Annotated in this window: 11 protein-coding genes; 8 read left to right on the forward strand and 3 right to left on the reverse strand. The window is 45.9% G+C overall.

Translation table 11 applies throughout. The annotated features are described in order from the left end of the window. Window positions 1-28 precede the first annotated feature (28 nt). Window positions 29-1483 (reverse strand): circularly permuted type 2 ATP-grasp protein, encoded by a 1455-nt coding sequence (locus AB4114_RS27800; protein ID WP_441991377.1) that lies wholly within the window; start codon window positions 1481-1483, stop codon window positions 29-31. Window positions 1484-1837: 354 nt separating this feature from the next. Here AB4114_RS27800 and AB4114_RS27805 point away from each other — a divergent pair, with 354 nt between their 5' ends. Beyond that, the gene (locus tag AB4114_RS27805) at window positions 1838-4045 is read left to right on the forward strand and encodes a methyl-accepting chemotaxis protein (RefSeq protein WP_441991378.1); all 2208 of its coding nucleotides are present in this window, start codon (window positions 1838-1840) and stop codon (window positions 4043-4045) included. Between the two features lie 220 nt (window positions 4046-4265). After that, window positions 4266-4808 (forward strand): hemerythrin domain-containing protein, encoded by a 543-nt coding sequence (locus AB4114_RS27810; protein ID WP_441991379.1) that lies wholly within the window; start codon window positions 4266-4268, stop codon window positions 4806-4808. 651 nt (window positions 4809-5459) lie between these two features. Here AB4114_RS27810 and trhO read toward each other — a convergent pair. Continuing rightward, window positions 5460-6365 carry an oxygen-dependent tRNA uridine(34) hydroxylase TrhO gene (gene trhO, locus AB4114_RS27815; RefSeq protein ID WP_441991380.1) on the reverse strand — a complete coding sequence of 302 codons (906 nt, stop codon included), beginning with the start codon at window positions 6363-6365 and terminating at the stop codon, window positions 5460-5462. Between the two features lie 83 nt (window positions 6366-6448). Further along, window positions 6449-10243: a response regulator gene (locus AB4114_RS27820; protein ID WP_441991381.1), complete on the reverse strand. Its 3795-nt coding sequence runs from the start codon at window positions 10241-10243 to the stop codon at window positions 6449-6451. Window positions 10244-10403: 160 nt separating this feature from the next. On the opposite strand from AB4114_RS27820, the gene AB4114_RS27825 reads away from it, so the two are divergent. From AB4114_RS27825 to AB4114_RS27850, 6 genes are all read left to right on the forward strand, one after another. Continuing rightward, a complete protein-coding gene (locus AB4114_RS27825) occupies window positions 10404-12110 on the forward strand; it encodes a methyl-accepting chemotaxis protein (RefSeq protein ID WP_441991382.1) in 1707 nt (568 codons plus the stop codon). 119 nt (window positions 12111-12229) lie between these two features. After that, complete coding sequence (locus AB4114_RS27830; protein WP_441991383.1) at window positions 12230-13345, forward strand: stalk domain-containing protein; 1116 nt, start codon at window positions 12230-12232, stop codon at window positions 13343-13345. Between the two features lie 244 nt (window positions 13346-13589). Beyond that, complete coding sequence (locus AB4114_RS27835; RefSeq protein ID WP_441991384.1) at window positions 13590-13910, forward strand: SPW repeat domain-containing protein; 321 nt, start codon at window positions 13590-13592, stop codon at window positions 13908-13910. A gap of 191 nt (window positions 13911-14101) precedes the next feature. Beyond that, a complete protein-coding gene (locus tag AB4114_RS27840; protein ID WP_441991385.1) occupies window positions 14102-14650 on the forward strand; it encodes a cysteine hydrolase family protein in 549 nt (182 codons plus the stop codon). A 68-nt stretch (window positions 14651-14718) separates the two neighbouring features. Beyond that, window positions 14719-16164, forward strand: a complete 1446-nt coding sequence (locus AB4114_RS27845) for a nicotinate phosphoribosyltransferase (RefSeq protein WP_441991388.1) — start codon at window positions 14719-14721, stop codon at window positions 16162-16164. A 121-nt stretch (window positions 16165-16285) separates the two neighbouring features. Further along, entirely contained in the window at window positions 16286-17125 is an 840-nt protein-coding gene (locus AB4114_RS27850; RefSeq protein WP_441991386.1) for an aldo/keto reductase, read from the forward strand. Window positions 17126-17582 lie beyond the last annotated feature (457 nt).

The following is a 17582-nucleotide window of genomic DNA, read 5'->3' on the forward strand; positions in this document are numbered from 1 at the left end:
TGGCCTCCAATCGAATTGTAGATCGCGATTAGCGAACAACCCACGTATCTTTACATCCCCCGCCTTGCGAAGAATTCACAACGAGGGAACCTTCCTTCAAAGCAACACGCGTAAGTCCGCCAGGAATCACTTGAATGTCTTCACCCGCAATGACAAAAGCTCGCAAATCAATGTGCCTTGCTGCCATTTGACCATCGATCATGACAGGTGCTCTGGATAGTTGAATCGTAGGTTGCGCGATATAGCGATCGGGGTTAGCTAGGATTTTGAGCCGGAAATCAGCAATTTCGCTCTCAGAAGCCGTTGGCCCAATTAGCATGCCGTAGCCGCCAGATAGCGAAGTTTCCTTCACAACCATTTCATGCAAATGCGCTAGGACATGCGCTCGCTCATCAGGACGTGAAAGAATATATGTCGGTACATTGTTTAAAATAGGTTCTTCATTCAAGTAATATCGAATCATATCGGGCACGTAGGCATAAATGGCTTTGTCATCGGCTACACCTGTGCCTGGTGCGTTCACAATGTTGATATTGCCTGCGCGATAGGCGTTCATTATGCCAGCAACACCAAGCATCGAGTTCGGATCGAAAGCGAGCGGATCTAAGAAATCATCATCGATCCGGCGGTAGAGAACATCGATTTGGCGAAGTCCTTTGATACCGCGAATGTACACTTTGTGATCAATGACGACGAGATCATGTCCTTCAACTAACTCTAATCCCATTTGTTGCGCGAGGAATGTGTGCTCGAAATAAGCGGAGTTATAGCAGCCTGGTGTCAAAAGTCCAATAACAGGATCTGGCTTACCAGAAGGACTCAGTTTGCGCAGTGCGGTCAGAAAAACATTTAAGCTATGCTCAATATCTTGAATGGAATGACTGAACACGAGTTCAGGGAATAAGTGCGTCATGATCGATCTGCTTTTATACAGGTAAGAGAAGCCAGAAGGGGAACGGAGATTATCCTCGAGAACGAAATATTCCCCCTGCTCATCTCGAATTAAATCAATCCCAGAGGCTGTCACATACACATCATTTGGAATCGAAAGCCGCATCATCTCGGGTCGGAAGTAACAATTGGAAAGCACCATTTTTCTGGGAATAATCCCATCCTTCAGAATGGACTGCTCATGATAAATATCTTTGAGAAATAGATTGAGGGCCTTAACACGCTGTTTGAGTCCTCGTTCGAGCTTAATCCACTCTTCCTGCGGGATAATCCTTGGGATAGGATCGAAGGGGAGTGTGCGCTCTAGCGCCTCTGTCTGATCGGGACTATAGAGGGTGAAGGTTATGCCTTCTTCCATCATCCGTTTCATCGTAGCCGTTTGGCGTTTGTTTAAGTTACCTGTCTTCATCGACATGAATTGAAGGAAGGTACTTTGATAATGAGGGCGAACCGAGTAGGCGTTCATAAACATCTCATCAAAAAAAGGACGAGGATCATAAGGGGTAGTGACCAGATTCTCAGGTTTAGACATCGCAGCTCCCTGGTTTCATCATTATGCGTTCGGAAGCTGAAAGAAGCTAACGGCCCGAAGCAGAAACCAGGCCTCCTTTCTGATCTAAGTTCTTTATTTGTTAGATATAGTTACATAGTGTACGCAACAGGTACGATGTGGTTTTTCTTATATTGTAAATTTTTCAGAAAATTATGTCAATATAGCTAACATAGAAAAATACCGACATTCCTCATGTTTTTTTGTTAATGTTCGGATTATTCATGAAAAATTCAGTTATTTGTCTTGCTTTGCGATGAAAATCACTATAAAATTGTCGAATATAAGGAATGTTAAACAAAGTCACATTAAATGTGATAAAAGKGGTGTTGTGGTATGTTTGATTGGCTGGGGTTTAGAAAAGGTCTGCCTTTGTGGTGGTCTTACCGCCTGAATCGTCATATCAAGGAAGATGTTGAGCATATTTTCGAAGGAATTGCGCATACAAGAACGGAAATTTTACGTGGTTGGGCCCTCGCCTACTGGTCCAATTTGGATCGATTGCTTGAACAGTTAACGGAGACAGAAGCGTTGAAGGAGTCTGCACCAAAGGATGCATCAATAGTTGGAAGGTTCTTGACAGCAACAATGAAGAGTGGAACTGATTTTTCCGAAGTATTTATTTTGGATGAAAAGGCTACTGTCGTATACTCCACACACAATGCTCATGTGGGAAGATCCTATGCCGCTGGTGGCGTGCTGGGGAAAGGGTTGGAAGAAACGCGCAAAGGTGTGAAATGCTTATTTGGCCCCTTCTCGGACCCGCTTACGCTCCAAATCGGTCCAAGTACTTCGCCATTTCATGATGCGATGACGATCGCTTTCATTTCACCTATTATGGTAGGTGGTCAATGGAAAGGAGCGGTTTGTGGACGCGTGCCGAACGATGTACTCGGAGATCTGATTCAGCGCGAGTCGGGACATGTGTATCCCGATTCTGGTGATAACTATTTATTTATGGCAAAGCCTGGGTTAAATAAACAAATCGTTCCTGGAACAGCGTTATCGCGAAGCCGATTCGAAGATTTGACCTTTACCCATGGGGATAATTTAAAAGACGGCGTTCGTACCGATTATGGGATCGTTGGCGTCAAGGAGCATACGGAGCTGGAGCTTGTTTTCACGGATCCTGCGACGGGGCAGCTGCATCCAGGCGTAGCGGGAACAATTGCTAAGGGAAATAATCTATTCGTCGAATATCCGGGATATTCCGATTATCGTCATATTTCTGTTATTGGAAAAGGTGTGACCTTCCAGTTGCCGCATTGCCCGGACGTGTGGGGAATGATGTGTGAAGGGGATTTGGAAGAGGTCTATCGCATTCGCTCGATTGATTGGAAGATGTTCAGTCTGCAAATGCGGTTTATTGCGCTCATGCTGCTTGTTTCCGCGGGTAGCTTCTGGCTGCTAAATGGACAAGTTTCGAATGGTGTCGGCGCAGCAATCATGGTAGGTGTCAATCTTCTCTTCGGCGGGATTGGTGCGAGTTTAATTAGACGCCAAGGAAGTAAGCCGATTGCTAGACAGCTTGCTCAAATTAATAAATTTATCCGGATTAATGCAGAAGGTAAAGGGGATTTGACGCAGCGTCTGAAGGTTGATGAGTTCGCTGGCGATGAGACGCGGGATTTGGCCAAATGGATCAATAATATGATCGATTCCTTGGAAGGCATCATGCTGCAAGTGAAACAAGCGGCTGCTGAGGTGCAGGTGAGCCAAGAGCGGATGAATGACTCAACTGGTTCTACGGAGCAATCTACAGGACGGATGAGTACGAAAATCCATGATATGATTCGCTCGCTGCGTGGACAGCTGAAGGATATTGATGTCGCAAAGGACGTTACGCAGAATATGAGCGGAACTTTGCGCGAACTGGAACAGAAGGCTTCAGGGCAGATTGCCGTTGCGCAGGATGAGGTTGAACGTATTGGTCAGAAGATGACGGATATTTCGGCGAAAGTAGAGGAAACGAATCAAACCATCCAAACCTTCCTGCATACGACGCAAGAAATTCCGAAGCTGCTTAAAGTAATTGAAGAAATCTCTGCGCAGACGAATCTATTGTCGTTGAATGCCTCTATTGAGGCGGCGCGAGTAGGTGAGCATGGCAAAGGATTTGCCGTCGTTGCTGGGGAGATCCGCAAGTTGGCGGATTTGACCAAGAAATCGACCACGGAAATCAATGAGACGATCGAGCACATTGAACGACATGCGAATGAAGCCTTCATCTCGATGGAAGAAGGGACGAAGGTCGTTCTGGAAGGGACGCAGATTGTTGCTGCGGCGTCTGAGATTCTTAGCGCGGCGAACGCTCACGATACCATGAAAACACAGGTGGTGGAGGAAGTCGTTGCTCTGATGGAGAAGATTGCAGCGGTGAGCAAAGAGAACCGTCAGATCTCGGCGGAGGTTGAGCTTACTGTGAAAGAGCTCCTGCAAGACATGCATCATGTGCGTCAAACGACGGGAGATGTAGGAGCAATAACACACTCAATGTTGCTGCTTGTGAATCAGTTTCATTTGACGGAGAGCCGCATTCGTTAAAAGGTTATTATTAGACATTCTTTCCGCATGTTAACAACCCCATGCCGCATACAATGATAATGCGGTATGGGGTTTTTCTGTTTCATACAATGAGATTACATACGTGGCAAGTTTCTAAAGGAACTTTACGTTGATGCTTACGAAGAAAGTTTTTCTTACGAAAACTCAAAGCCCATGCTTACGAAGTAAGTTTCTAAAGAAACTTTAAGGAGGATGTCGAATGAGTGACCGTTTGAGCATTCAAACGAATCGGGCAAATAATGTGAATCCTAGTGAATTTAGAATGCTAGCCCAGCGTTTGAAGGAGGAGCATGTGCAAATGCGTGAGCAGCTCTCCGACATTCGAACGCTAGCTGCAGCTTTGTACACCCTTGATGATTGCTCAATTGGGATGTGTCGTCTGATCGAACTTCAGGACGGCATTCTATCCTTGGTGGAGGAGTTGGAGCAGCATTCGGAATGGGAAGAACAAGTGTTATTCCCGAGTCTGCAAACTTATTTACATCCGACGATGGCCATCTCAGTTTCGCGGTCCATGCATGTGTTGGAGCAGGATCATGATCTGGCCAAAAGAGTCGTACAGTCATACGTCAACGGTGTCAATGCCATGAGCATGCCAGTCGACATGGACTTCGTCCATGTGATGGCCTCCGAACTATTGACGGCCTGCCTCATTCTGCTCAAACACTTCACGTTGGAGGAGGAGCTAGTCTACCCGTTAATTGATCGGATTATGGACCAGATCGATGATCAGATTAGTTAGGTAAAGTGGTGAAAGAAGTAGGGATAGTTGGAGTGGCAGGATTTGCTAGAGTGACTTGAGAGAGTGAAAAAGAGTAGCTAGTGTGGAAAGAGTAGAAAAGTAGCTAGTATAGAAGTAGTGTGGTGAAGAAGCGGGAGTAGCAAAGTAGCAGGAGTTTAAAGTAGCTTAAATGTGCCTGTAGCAAAGAGGCCCCTCCCAAGTCAATCGACTTAAGAGGGGCCTCTTCTAGTGAGAGTGTTAAGTTACATGGTGGGAAAGCGATGCTCCCGACAGTCTCTCTTCTTTTAGGATCTACAGGCCATTACAAGCGCCGCACCGCCGCAATAACTGGAAAATCTACATCTAAATCAGGCCGATTGGCCTGATTTCAGAGAATAACTGTAAAAACTCCAGCTATTTTCACCCATTTGCTCGCAACTCGCGAAAATGGTGAAATTTAACTGGAGTTTTTCCATCTAAATGGAAGAATAGGCCGAATCGAGCGAAATTAGATGTAGTTTTTCCATCTAATCGCGGCGGCCTGGTCTGCGATAGAAGGGGGAATCGATCTGCGGAGAGTGGCGAGGCACCGACATTTCTGCGAAAAGAGGTAAAATCGATCCCCAAAAGAGTCGATAGTTCGATCCGCTAAAGAAGGGGCAAGCCCCCCTCTTATGCCTCCAACGCGCTCAACGTTTTCTCTTCGCATTCCTTGGAACAGAAGCTGTCATGCTCCTCTTCACAAGCCTCGCAGCAAATATGCTTCAAGTGGCACAGATCGTTCGCACAGTTAATATAGCGATCCTCTGCAGTTCCGCAGTGGTAGCATTTGCCTACAACGATATCTTCATCTGTGCGGTTAATCGGTACGGAGATGCGCTCATCGAATACATAGCATTTTCCATCGAATAAACGACCTTGCACCTCTTCGTCTTTGCCGTAGGTGACAATTCCACCGTCCAGTTGATACACGTCGGTAAAGCCTTCGTTGATCAAGAAACCGGATAGTTTCTCACAACGAATGCCTCCCGTGCAGTAAGTGAGAATTGGTTTGTTTTTAAACTCCTGCAGATTATTGCGAATCCACTCAGGGAATTCCTTGGTCGTCTCGACCTCAGGACGAATGGCGCCGCGGAAATGCCCGATATCATACTCATAATGATTACGGCCATCGAGCACGATGACATCTTCATTTTTGAGCTTCTCATAAAATTCCTTCGGTTTCAAATGCGTTCCGGTAAGCTCATTCGGATTCACATCTTCTTCAAGACGGAAGGTGACGAGCTCTTTTTTCGGACGGACAAACAGTTTCTTGAAGGCATGTCCTTCATGCTCATCAATCTTGTAAACCATATCTTTAAACAATGGCATGAGATTCATCATCGCCATGTAGGCTTCCGTTTGCTCTACGGTCCCAGAAAGGGTGCCGTTAATGCCCTCAGGAGCAATCAGAATGCGTCCTTTTACACCGAGCTTTTTGCAATAAGCCAAATGTTCCCGCGCCAATGCTTCGTGATCAGCAACAGCGACGAATTTATAATACAACAAGATGCGGTATGGAGCGACATGTTCAGTCATAACAATAACCACCTATACGTATAAAATGACACACTCCATCAAGATGGAGTATACGCATATAGTGACATAAATTCGTGTTTTTTTCAATCAAGCAGCAATTTTTGGATGGTTTGATAAACGAACTGCAATTCAAACTCTACATTTTGAAGCAAATGGAACACGTTAGAGAGATCTTGATCTGCTGTTTGCAGCTTCTTTTGCTCCTTCACAGAATCCTCCAACTCGCTTGCCGCGGCAAACACACGATTAGCCGAAAGGTTGCTGGAAGAACCGCGTATGCCATGAAGCAAACGAAGAGCCTCCTCAAAGTTACCTGCGTCGAGGTTACCTTTTAATAGCGCCATCAGAGGGTCGGTTTGGTCTTGGAATTTACGGAGCATCTCACGATAAATGTCCGTTTTTCCGCCCATGCGTTGGAGTGCCTCCGCAATATCCAGTCCTGCAGTTCTATGATTCTCTTCTTGCAGATGAAGTGTGGATGCAATAGCAGTTCTCAGCCGTTCAGGGATGATGGGCTTGGAGATCATCTCACTCATACCTGCCTCCATACAGGCCAACCGATTGTCGAGCGTTGAATCCGCGGTTAAGGCAATAATCGGAATATGTGCCCATTTCGGCTCGAGACGAATGCGTTTGGTCGTTTCGATCCCATCGAGCTCAGGCAAGTGGATATCCATGAGGATCAAATCAAACGTATGATTCTCCAAATCATGCAGGGCCTCGAATCCGTTACCAGCCAATTGAATGCGACAGTTCATCATACTTTCCAGCAGAGAGCGCGCAACGGTTTGGTTAATCTCATTATCCTCCACAATCAAAATACGGAGTGGATCCTTATTTAGTGTGTTTAAAGGGAAAAGCGCAAAGTCCTTCTCCCTATCGTTCTCCATGGTATCTGTCAAATAAGAATGAACGAATTCACTTTCAGCATGAAGCATAGCTAGCGTCCTGTACAAGAGACTTCGAGAGATCGGCTTGACCAGAACGGCATCAGGTGAAGCTTCTGTCGGAAGCTGTTCGAGTGCATCTCTTCCTGATAACGATGTGTAAATAATCGTTCTAATCCCCTGCTGTTGGCAAGCAGCAAGCATGCTCAGCCACACATCCTCTCCATACATATCATCAGCCTCCATATCGAGCAGAAGGAAGTCGAGAGGGATGTGATCAATGACCTGGAGGGCTTCCTTCCACGAATACACACCCGCAGCATCGTTGCAGATAGACTGCAGGCTTTGGACGAGCACCCTATTAAGCGTAGGATGATCTTCTACGACGAGCATAGCGAGCGGCAAGGGAGGGAATACCTTGTTGCTAGGCATGTAGAGCGTGAAGGTGAGAAGGACCAGAAATTCACTCCCTGTCCCTTGCGTGCTTGAGACCGAGATCGAGCCGCCCATATTTTCGATAATATTTTTGGAAATAACAAGCCCAAGTCCTGTCCCTCCATATTTACGGCTCGTAACCTCGTCACCTTGGATAAAAGGTTGGAATAAATTGGCCAACTGTTTCTCATCCATGCCAATTCCCGTATCCGTGACGCTGAACTGGAGAGTAACCTCATTCTCATGCATCTGATCGACGCCAACACGAAGTGTGACGGTCCCTTGCTCCGTGAATTTAATCGCATTGCTGGAGAGATTCAGAAGTACCTGATAGAGTCGCAATGAATCGCCAATCAATCCACCAGGCACTCCCTCAGGTATATCGCAAATGAAATCCACAGGCTTATGACCGAGCAGCACAATCAGTGTTTCACACACGCGATCGATGGTTTCATCTAGCTGAAAAGGGTGATGTTCAATCACGAGCTTATCTACTTCCAGTTTAGAGAAGTCCAGAATATCGTTGATGATATGTGAAAGAGACTGGGAGGATCGCGAAATTTTGCGTATATAATCCATTTGTAGTTCGGTCATGGCGGTTCTCTCAAGCAGGTGGGAAAGTCCAACAATCCCATTCAGAGGCGTACGTATTTCGTGGCTAATGCGAGCAAGGAAAACACCTTTGGCCAAATTGGCATCATCCGCCTCCTGTTTAGCTAGGATAAGCTGTTCCTTGGCATGGACTTGCTCCGTGATATCTCGGGTGATTGCCGAGAAATACAGCTCACCATTATCAAGAGGGAAGTGAGGGACGATGACAAGCGATACGATAATGCGTCGTTGATTCTTGGTCATGACTTCCGCTTCGAATTCCCAGAAGCCATCTCGGATCGCAGTTTGGAGCCCTTTCTCAAAATTAATATCATTCAAGATTTCAACAAACTCATGAAAATGTGTTCGTTCAAAAACGGTTCCAGCTAATCCAATCCTTTGGATGCCCGCTGGATTAATATAGAAGATATAACCGTCTTGATCGAAGGTGAGAATGGCATCCCGTGCGCTCTCGACAATCGTTAACAGCCGTTCTTTCGTCTCATTACTTGCTTTAATATCACTGATATCGCGTGCAATTAAGACGTATCCTTTTAACTCACCATCTGGATGCGTGATGCAGCTAACACTCGCTTGCACATAAATTCGGGTGCCGTCTTTGTGATACCAGGTCCACTCTAAATCCTCTTTCAAATGGCGTAAGGAACGAATAACAAGTGTTGTACAGTCTGCGGGAATCGTCTCGCCTAGCTCTGCTGAATACTGTGCAGCTCTTTCATTCAGCTGTTTTTGATCTAACCAGATTAAAGGAGAGGCGATTTTATGTACATCCGCAAAAGAATACCCAAGCATCTGCGTTGCTCTGCCGTTGAGATGGTTAATCATAAAGTTAGGATCCATTACGATCATGGCGTATTGATTATGACGAATAAAAGCTTCGAACGGCTCGAAAAGCTCGCGGATATTCTCCATCATGCCATTGACAGATAAGGCGAGGGCACCTAATTCATCTTTACTTTTGAACACGATGGGCTTCGTGTGGAAATCACCAGCAGCAACTGCCTCGGTTACTTGGAGGATTTGTTTAATTCTTTTGATAATCAGATGGTTCGTTGTGAGGTAGATAAGGAAGAAAATGATTAACGCTGCCATGACAATTAATCCTACGGTCGACCATAGGAGTGGACTTGTTGGGGCTTCAATGGCAGTGATTGGCATGGAATAAGCGAGATACCAATTTAATTGAGGGATGCGTGCATAGAACCAACGTGTCTTCGTTCCAGAGAGAAAGGACTCGTCGATATAACCTTTCCCAGCTCGTAACGCTTGTTGAAAAGCGGGTCTGAGTTCAGGATATTCAGCGAGAATGTTCACCTTAAGAATGGTAGAGGGATCTGAATCATATAAGGTGAGACCCTCCCGATTCACAATCAATTGGTCTCCATTATTGGGAGGAGCTAGTAAATGTTCTTGAAAAACAGGTGCAGCCTCCATAGAAACATCGATGATACTTACGACCTTATGTTGATCATCAAAGATAGGCGCCGTAATCGAGATGACATAAATGCCCTTCATTTTGCTTAGATGAGGGTCCGAAATAAAGGTTTTCCCTTGCAGGGCTTGCTGGAAGCGAAGCTCATCCGAGATGGAGAAAGTCAAACCGGAGGTAAACTGCAGGTTTCCTGCCAAATCAGCAATAGCCATGGCGTGATAGCGATTTCCATCCGTTTGCAATTCATGGGTCAGAAATTTTAGACGATCATCTTGCGTACCATTTTTCATAATGCTGACCCGGCTTATAAGCTCAACTTCTGCCAAACGAATCGACAAGAAATCATATAAGTTTCGAGCGGAATTCGAAACAGAGGTTATGGATTGCTCGTTCATTTGCTGCAGTAACTTATTTCTAGAAAGTTTGTAATTGGTAATTCCAACGACGGTAAGGGAGATGGATGTAATAAGAACAAGCCAGGAGACGAGTTTAAAACGCAAGGATGATGACATTTTTTTCCTCCAAAAGCCATGTAATTGTTAGGAAATCTCATAGTTTCATCATGATTAGAACAGAACAAATTTAATGATTTCAATTTATGATATATCCAACAGATCAATCACGTATACATACTTGTTCAAAATTGCGTCAATTAAATAGGGGGATTTACGTATGAAGATGACAGTACGGACGAAATTTATTGCGGTATTTGCGATCATCTTCTTGATGGTTGTTGGAATGAGCTATACAGCTATGAGTCGTATGGACGCGTTAAAGGACATGAATACGAATCTGGCAAACAACTGGATGATGGGGATTCAAGATATTGAGGAAGTTCATTATTTCTCTGAGCATTTACTAACACTGTACTATCAGAAGAAATTAGAGCCAGACGTGAAAAAACATGAACCTATAGACAATGGTATCCTGGCAACGATTACAGAAATCGATAATTTGTTAGGAAAATATAAGGATTCTGTGTCAAGTGAAGAAGAAGGGGCACGTTTGCAAGAGCTTACCCAGAACTGGGAGGGATTTAAAACATCCTACGTGGCTAATAAACAGCTATCAAGTGATCCAAGTAAAGTGAAGGAAGCGGCAGAGAGTCTTACAGTGATGTCAGCAGCCTTCAGTAAAGCACAGAAATCGATGGCGGAAATGGTTAGCTACAACCAAGATGGCGGTCAGCAAGGTGTAGCAGACAGCACCAAGGAATACAAGAAAAGTGTCCAAATTTCTTTTATTGCATTGGCTGTTATGCTTGTATTTATGATTGCGACTTGTTATTTCCTCGTAAGTAACATTTCAAGTCCTGTTCGAAAAGCATCACAAACTTTGAATCGAATCTCCAAAGGTGATCTAACCGTTGAACCGATTGTTGTGAAAAATAAAGATGAAATTGGCCAGCTCATCGGGGCCGTTAACCAAATGGTGAACCATCTACGCCATTCCGTAGAGCAGATGCTGCATGCTTCGACGAGTGTGGCGGCTTCCTCTCAGCAGTTGTTTGCCAGCTCGGAGCAGAATAGCTCGGCTTCACAGCATGTTGCCGTTTCGGTGCAGGATTTCGCGAATGGAGCGGATGCGCAAGCTCAAAGCTCTATAGAGTGTGGGCGAGCCATGGAAGAAATGGCAGCGGGCATTTCCCGTATCGCCGAAACCACAGCTGATGTATCAGAACTATCTATGACGGCTACGAACATTGCGGAGCAAGGCACACATGCCATGGAACGTGTCGTGAATAAAATACAGGCAGTCAGCACCTCTGTTGACGCAGCGAATCAAGTGATTCAGGAGCTTGAGAAGCATTCCCAAAGCATTGGTCAGATTACCACGTTAATCGGGAATATTGCATCGCAAACGAACCTGCTTGCGCTGAATGCAGCCATTGAAGCTGCGCGTGCCGGCGAAAGCGGTAAGGGCTTTGCCGTAGTAGCTGGTGAGGTGCGTAAGCTATCTTCTCAAACAGATGATTCCGTTCGAGAGATCTCGGAACTTATTACGTCCATTCAGCGGGATTCCGCTCGGGCTGTTGGGGTCATGAACAATGGAAGAACAGAAGTGCAGGAAGGTCTATATGAGGTAAGCATTGCCGAGCAAGCATTCGGTCAAATCGTAACAGCTTCGCAAGAAGTAGCTAGCAAAATTCAGGAAACAGCGGCAGCTGCAGAGCAGATGGCAGCGAGCTCGGAAGAAGTAGCAGCAACTGTCGCTCAAGTTGGCTTGGTTGCCCAGCAAACCTCAGGTACAGCGCAATCCGTCGCTGCAGTTACCCAAGAACAGCTGGCATCAGCCGAAGAAATTACGGCTTCAGCCAAAAACCTTGCCGGAAATGCCACGGATTTGAATCATGTGGTTGGCACGTTCCGACTTTCGTAAACTTAATTTTGAAAAAAAATGGTGTAGGATCAGACTTTTCCTTAAGTTGGTGCGTCTAGTTATCGTGAAGGTTAAACAAGCGACAAAAAACACGATAACACAGAAGGAGTGAATAGGAAATGAAAAAGAGTCCTTGGAACATATTGAAAATGGGTGTTGTTAGTTGTGCGGTGCTCGTAGGTGTAAGTGCTTCGGTACTGCCAATTGCAAGCATTGCTTCAGCGGATACTGCAGTTGCAATTTCAGCAACCACATCATCAGTACCAGTTGTCGTTAAAGAAGTGGTGCTTACATCCAAAAGTACAAACCTAACGACGAATATCAAAGTACCGCAGTTGAGCGGTATGTTGGATAAGAAATACCAAGACGAACTCAATGACATTATTCTCTCACATGCGAACAAAGATCTAGCGAACTGGGAAAAGGATGCTGCGGAGGCTGCAGCTGCAGCCAAAGATAAGGGATATACGTACCGTCCTTACGGGCTTACAATTGTCTACACATTGAAGTCGGATGGAACAGGAAATCCTTCAGGTGTTGTTTCCCTTACCGTTACTACGTACGGTGAAACGGGTGGCACAGGCATGCCGAGAGTGGATACGTATAATGTACTGAATGCGGCAGCAGCGCAGCGTGTAACGCTGCAGGATCTGCTAGGTGCAGGCTACAAGGCCACGATCGATGCAGGTGTTACTGCCAAAATGGAGGAGGAACCTCAATATTTCTTTAAAGATCAATTTAAAGGGATTTCCTCGGAGCAAGGCTTTTACGTAGAAAAAGGGGCAGCGGTTGTCGTGTTCCCAAAATACTCAATTGCAGCTGGTGTTGCTGGAAGTCCAGAATTCCGTTTCATCTTGCCTAAGGATGTGACCATTAAACCGAATCCTACTCCGCTGCCTGGTACTGACAAGGTGAAAGTGGATTTGGCACCCGTTGATGTTGAACAGAATGAGGATGGCGTTACACTTGTTCCTTTCCGTAAAGTAGCAGAAGGTTTGGGCTACATTGTGAAATGGAATCAAGATACGTATGCTGCTGAACTATCGAAAGGTGCGCAGTGGACGAGTGTGAGTGTGGGGAAAGATAGCTATTTCTTTGCTAAAATGGCGCCAGTAGCGCTAGGAGCAGCACCGGTTATTCTGAATGATACCCTTTATGTGCCTGCTAAATTCGTGTCAGACATTCTAAAAGCCGATGTGACAATTGATTCGAAAGGCATTCATATCGCACAATAATGGATAGAAAAAAATAAAAATAAGCCTTCAGTTGCCGATTCAGGTGATCTGAGGGCTTTTTTCCACATAAGAATTTAAAAGTTCCCGCTACTTGGAAGAACAAATTCTTATTGGCGATAAAAACTACATTTAAAACGCGGTCGCACATCTTCGAAGGACTTCGATAGAAGTTTTTCTCAACTAACACGTTGCTGTAAGCGTTTGCATATACTAGAACATCCCGCATGTAGGAGGTGTGATCGGTATGTATCTCAAAAATAGTTTGTCAGCACTCATGGGTCTTTGGTTTCTGATGACTCCTTGGGTGTTTGGATTTGGAGATGTAACCAATGCGCTTTTCACCTGTGCACTGTTCGGAAGTCTTCAATTCGTAAGTTCTATGTTAGCTTTAGGTAAAACGGGGAAGCATATGTGGCAGAACTGGGTTTGTGTCGGCTGTGGAGTCGTTTTTATCGTATTCCCAAATGTATATCACCTATCTTTCATGGCGTTTTTCTCTTTCGTAGCACTTGGGTTTATGACGATTCTGATTAATTTCGCCAATTTATACCCGGATTCACAATAGATTTCTTCAAGTACCTATTGAAATATGAATTTAATTATGTCATAATGATTTTATCGAATTGACAATATGAAATGAATCGCTCATCTGAAGATCAAGTGCCTTAGCTGTCGTTCTACAGTTAGGCTTCTCTTTTTGCTAATTGATAAAGTCGTTATAATAATATTAAAAATACAATATAAGGAGTGGTGAATATGAAAGCCTTCATTCTGATTGATTATACAGTGGATTTCGTAGTAGGTAAGCTGCCTTGCGGGGACCCCGCTATTGCGATAGAAGCTCGCCTGTGTGAGCTAACTAAGAGCTTTGTTACAAAGATGGACTATGTCGTGATGGCTGTTGATTTGCATGAAGAAGGGGATCCTTTCCATCCAGAGACGGCCTTGTTTCCACCTCATAATATACGTGATACGGATGGCAGGGAGCTCTACGGGTGTCTAAAAGAAGTGCGTGAAGCTCACAGAGCTGCGATCTATTGGATGGACAAAACGAGATACAGCGCATTCTGCGGGACGGATCTTGAACTGCAGCTTAGAGCTAGAGGTATTCAGGAGCTTCATCTAGCTGGTGTGTGTACAGATATTTGTGTCTTACATACAGCGATGGATGCGTATAATAAAGGTTTCTCCCTCGTCATTCATGAGGATGCGGTTGCCAGCTTTGATGCGGAAGGCCATGCGTGGGCATTGCGGCATTTTGAAAAGACGCTTGGGGCTAAAGTTGTTCGGGGTTGGAAAAATTAAGTAAAATGATAGTGTGTAAGATGAGAGAATGTGGGATGGGGAGGATGAAAGCGATGAATTGGCAAACCATGGATGCGATGAATAACTTAACGCTGCATACCGATAAATATCAAATTAATATGATGTACGCCCATTGGTTACAGGGAACTCATACGGAGAGAGCTGTGTTCGAGGTGTATTTCCGCAAGCTGCCTTTTGATGGGGGTTATGCGGTCTTCGCTGGGCTGGAGCGGGTGATTCATTATGTGCAAAATCTGCATTTCGGCGAGGAAGAAATCGCTTATTTGCGTGAGCAAGAGGAGAATTATAAGGAAGAGTTCCTTGATGCGCTTCGTGCTTTTACGTTTAATGGCGATATCCAAGCCGTCCTCGAGGGAACGCTTGTTTTCCCGAATGTGCCGCTTGTTCGTGTCATCGGCAGTATCTTTGAGGCACAGCTTGTTGAGACGGCGATTCTCAACTTCGTGAACTTCCAGACGCTCATCGCGACGAAAGCTTCCCGCATGAAAGGCGTTGCTCCGCACGATGTGCTGATGGAGTTCGGCACACGCCGCGCCCAGGAGGCTGACGCCGCGATCTGGGGCGCAAGAGCCGCTTATATCGCGGGGTTCCACGCGACATCGAACCTAAGAGCCGGGATGCTCTTCGGCATCCCGACCAAAGGCACGCACGCGCACGCGTGGGTGCAGGCCCACGACACGGAAGCGGATGCCTTCCGTGCGTATGCCGAGGCCCTGCCCGAGCAGGTCACGCTGCTCGTAGACACCTACGACACGCTGCGCAGCGGCGTGCCGAATGCCATTGCGACGGCTCGGCAGCTCGCGAGCCGCGGCAAGCGCTTGAACGCCATTCGCCTCGACAGCGGCGATTTGGCGTATCTGTCCCAGCAGGCGCGGCGCATGCTGGATGAGGCGGGCTTTCCGGAGGTGAAGATTGTGGCATCCAATGACTTGGATGAGCACATCATCGCCGGGCTGAAAGCCCAAGGGGCTAAGATCGACAGCTGGGGCATCGGCACCCAGCTGATTACTGCAGCCGACCAGCCGGCGCTGGGCGGGGTGTATAAGCTTGTTGCCCGTGAGAAGGACGGCACGCTCGTGCCGGTCATTAAGATCTCGGGCAACCCGGAGAAGGTGACGAATCCTGGCTTCAAGGAAGCCTATAGGATTATGAACTTGGCAACGGGCAAAGCGGAAGCTGACTATTTGGCTTTGCAAGATGAAGTGGATATTCGGGAAGGACAGCGAATTAAGCTATTCGACCCCATCCATCCGTATCTGTTCAAATATATCGACAATTATGAGGCGGTTCCGCTTTTGAAACCTATTTTCCAGGCGGGTGAGTTAGTCTATGAATTGCCTACTTTGGAAAGCATTCGTGACTACCATGCTGAGCAAATGCAGACCGTTTGGCCGCAATATTTGCGGATGCTGAATCCTGAGGTGTATCGTGTTAATTTGAGTGCTGCCTTATGGCAGTTGAAAATGGATTTGATTCATGCCCATCAAGACTAGGGAGTTTTGATTGCCAGCAAACGCAGGATTTTGGAATATCCGACTTCGGTGGTATGATTAATGGGAGCTACACGGTAAAGATGCGCTCATTCTAATCTTATTCCGATGGAGGTTATGACGAATGTCTACGAAAGCGAATCAAGCATTTACAGCAGGAGTTACGCTCAATAATGGTGTACATATGCCTTGGCTGGGTCTCGGCGTTTACAAAAGCAAGGAAGGTCAAGAGGTCATCGGAGCGGTTCAAACCGCTTTGCAATTAGGTTATAGAAGCATTGATACGGCTGCGGTTTATCGCAACGAAGAAGGTGTTGGACAAGGTCTGCGCCAAAGCGGTGTCCCGCGTGACGAGATTTTCGTAACCACGAAAGTGTGGAACGCGGATCAAGGTTACGAGTCTACGCTGCAAGCGTTTGAAGCAAGCCGTAAGCGGCTTGGTTTGGAGACGATTGATCTGTACTTGGTGCACTGGGCCGTCTCCGCAACGTACCGAGAAACGTGGAAAGCGCTGGTCCACCTTTACAAAGAAGGTCATGTTCGTGCGATTGGCGTGAGCAATTTTCAAATCTCTCATTTGGCGCATGTCATCGAAGATACCGGTGTAGTGCCTGCGGTTAATCAAGTGGAATATCATCCGGAACTGTCGCAAAAAGAACTGCTCACCTATACCCGTGAACACGGTATCCAATTGGAGGCGTGGAGCCCGCTTATGCAGGGAAGGCTGAATCAGCCTGAATTGGCGCATCTTGCCGCTAAATACGGCAAATCAGCAGCGCAAATTGTGCTGCGTTGGGATATCCAGCATGGTGTCGTAACGATTCCGAAGTCTGTGACGGAGCATCGTATTCGTGAGAATGCGGACATTTTCGATTTCGAGCTGAGCGCTGAGGATATGGCTTTGGTGGATGCTTTGAATGTCAACAAGCGTATTGGGCCGGATCCGGATCATGTGACGTTCTAGTTGTTTGTTCATAAAATGAAATGCCAAAAGAGGATAATACCGTTTATTGCGGGTTTTCCTCTTTTTTCTTGCGACTGAGTCGGTGCTAGCTAGCATACTTCCCAATGCTGACTAATGAGTTTTGGTGGAGCAAATAACGGGAAAACACGCAGGTAAATTTGCCTATATGACCTTGAATTTCCTTATAACTGTAAAAAATACAGTTAATTCTGAGCTGAAACGCTGAAAACGGTGAATAGCTGCGAAATAGATGTACTTTTTCCATCTAATCAATCAATTTGTTATAAATTCACGAAAATAGATGGATCTTTGCAGCTAGAATAAAAAGTGGACACCTCGTTAACAGATTTAAGATAATAGATGTAACGAGGAGGTGTTCACAATGGGTGAACAACGGCAAAGGTACAATGATGAATTTAAACAACAAACGGTAAAATTTATTCAAGAACAAACGAAA

Origin of the sequence: Paenibacillus sp. 2RAB27 (assembly GCF_052115445.1) — a bacterium.
In the GTDB taxonomy this organism is placed as follows: domain Bacteria; phylum Bacillota; class Bacilli; order Paenibacillales; family NBRC-103111; genus Paenibacillus_E.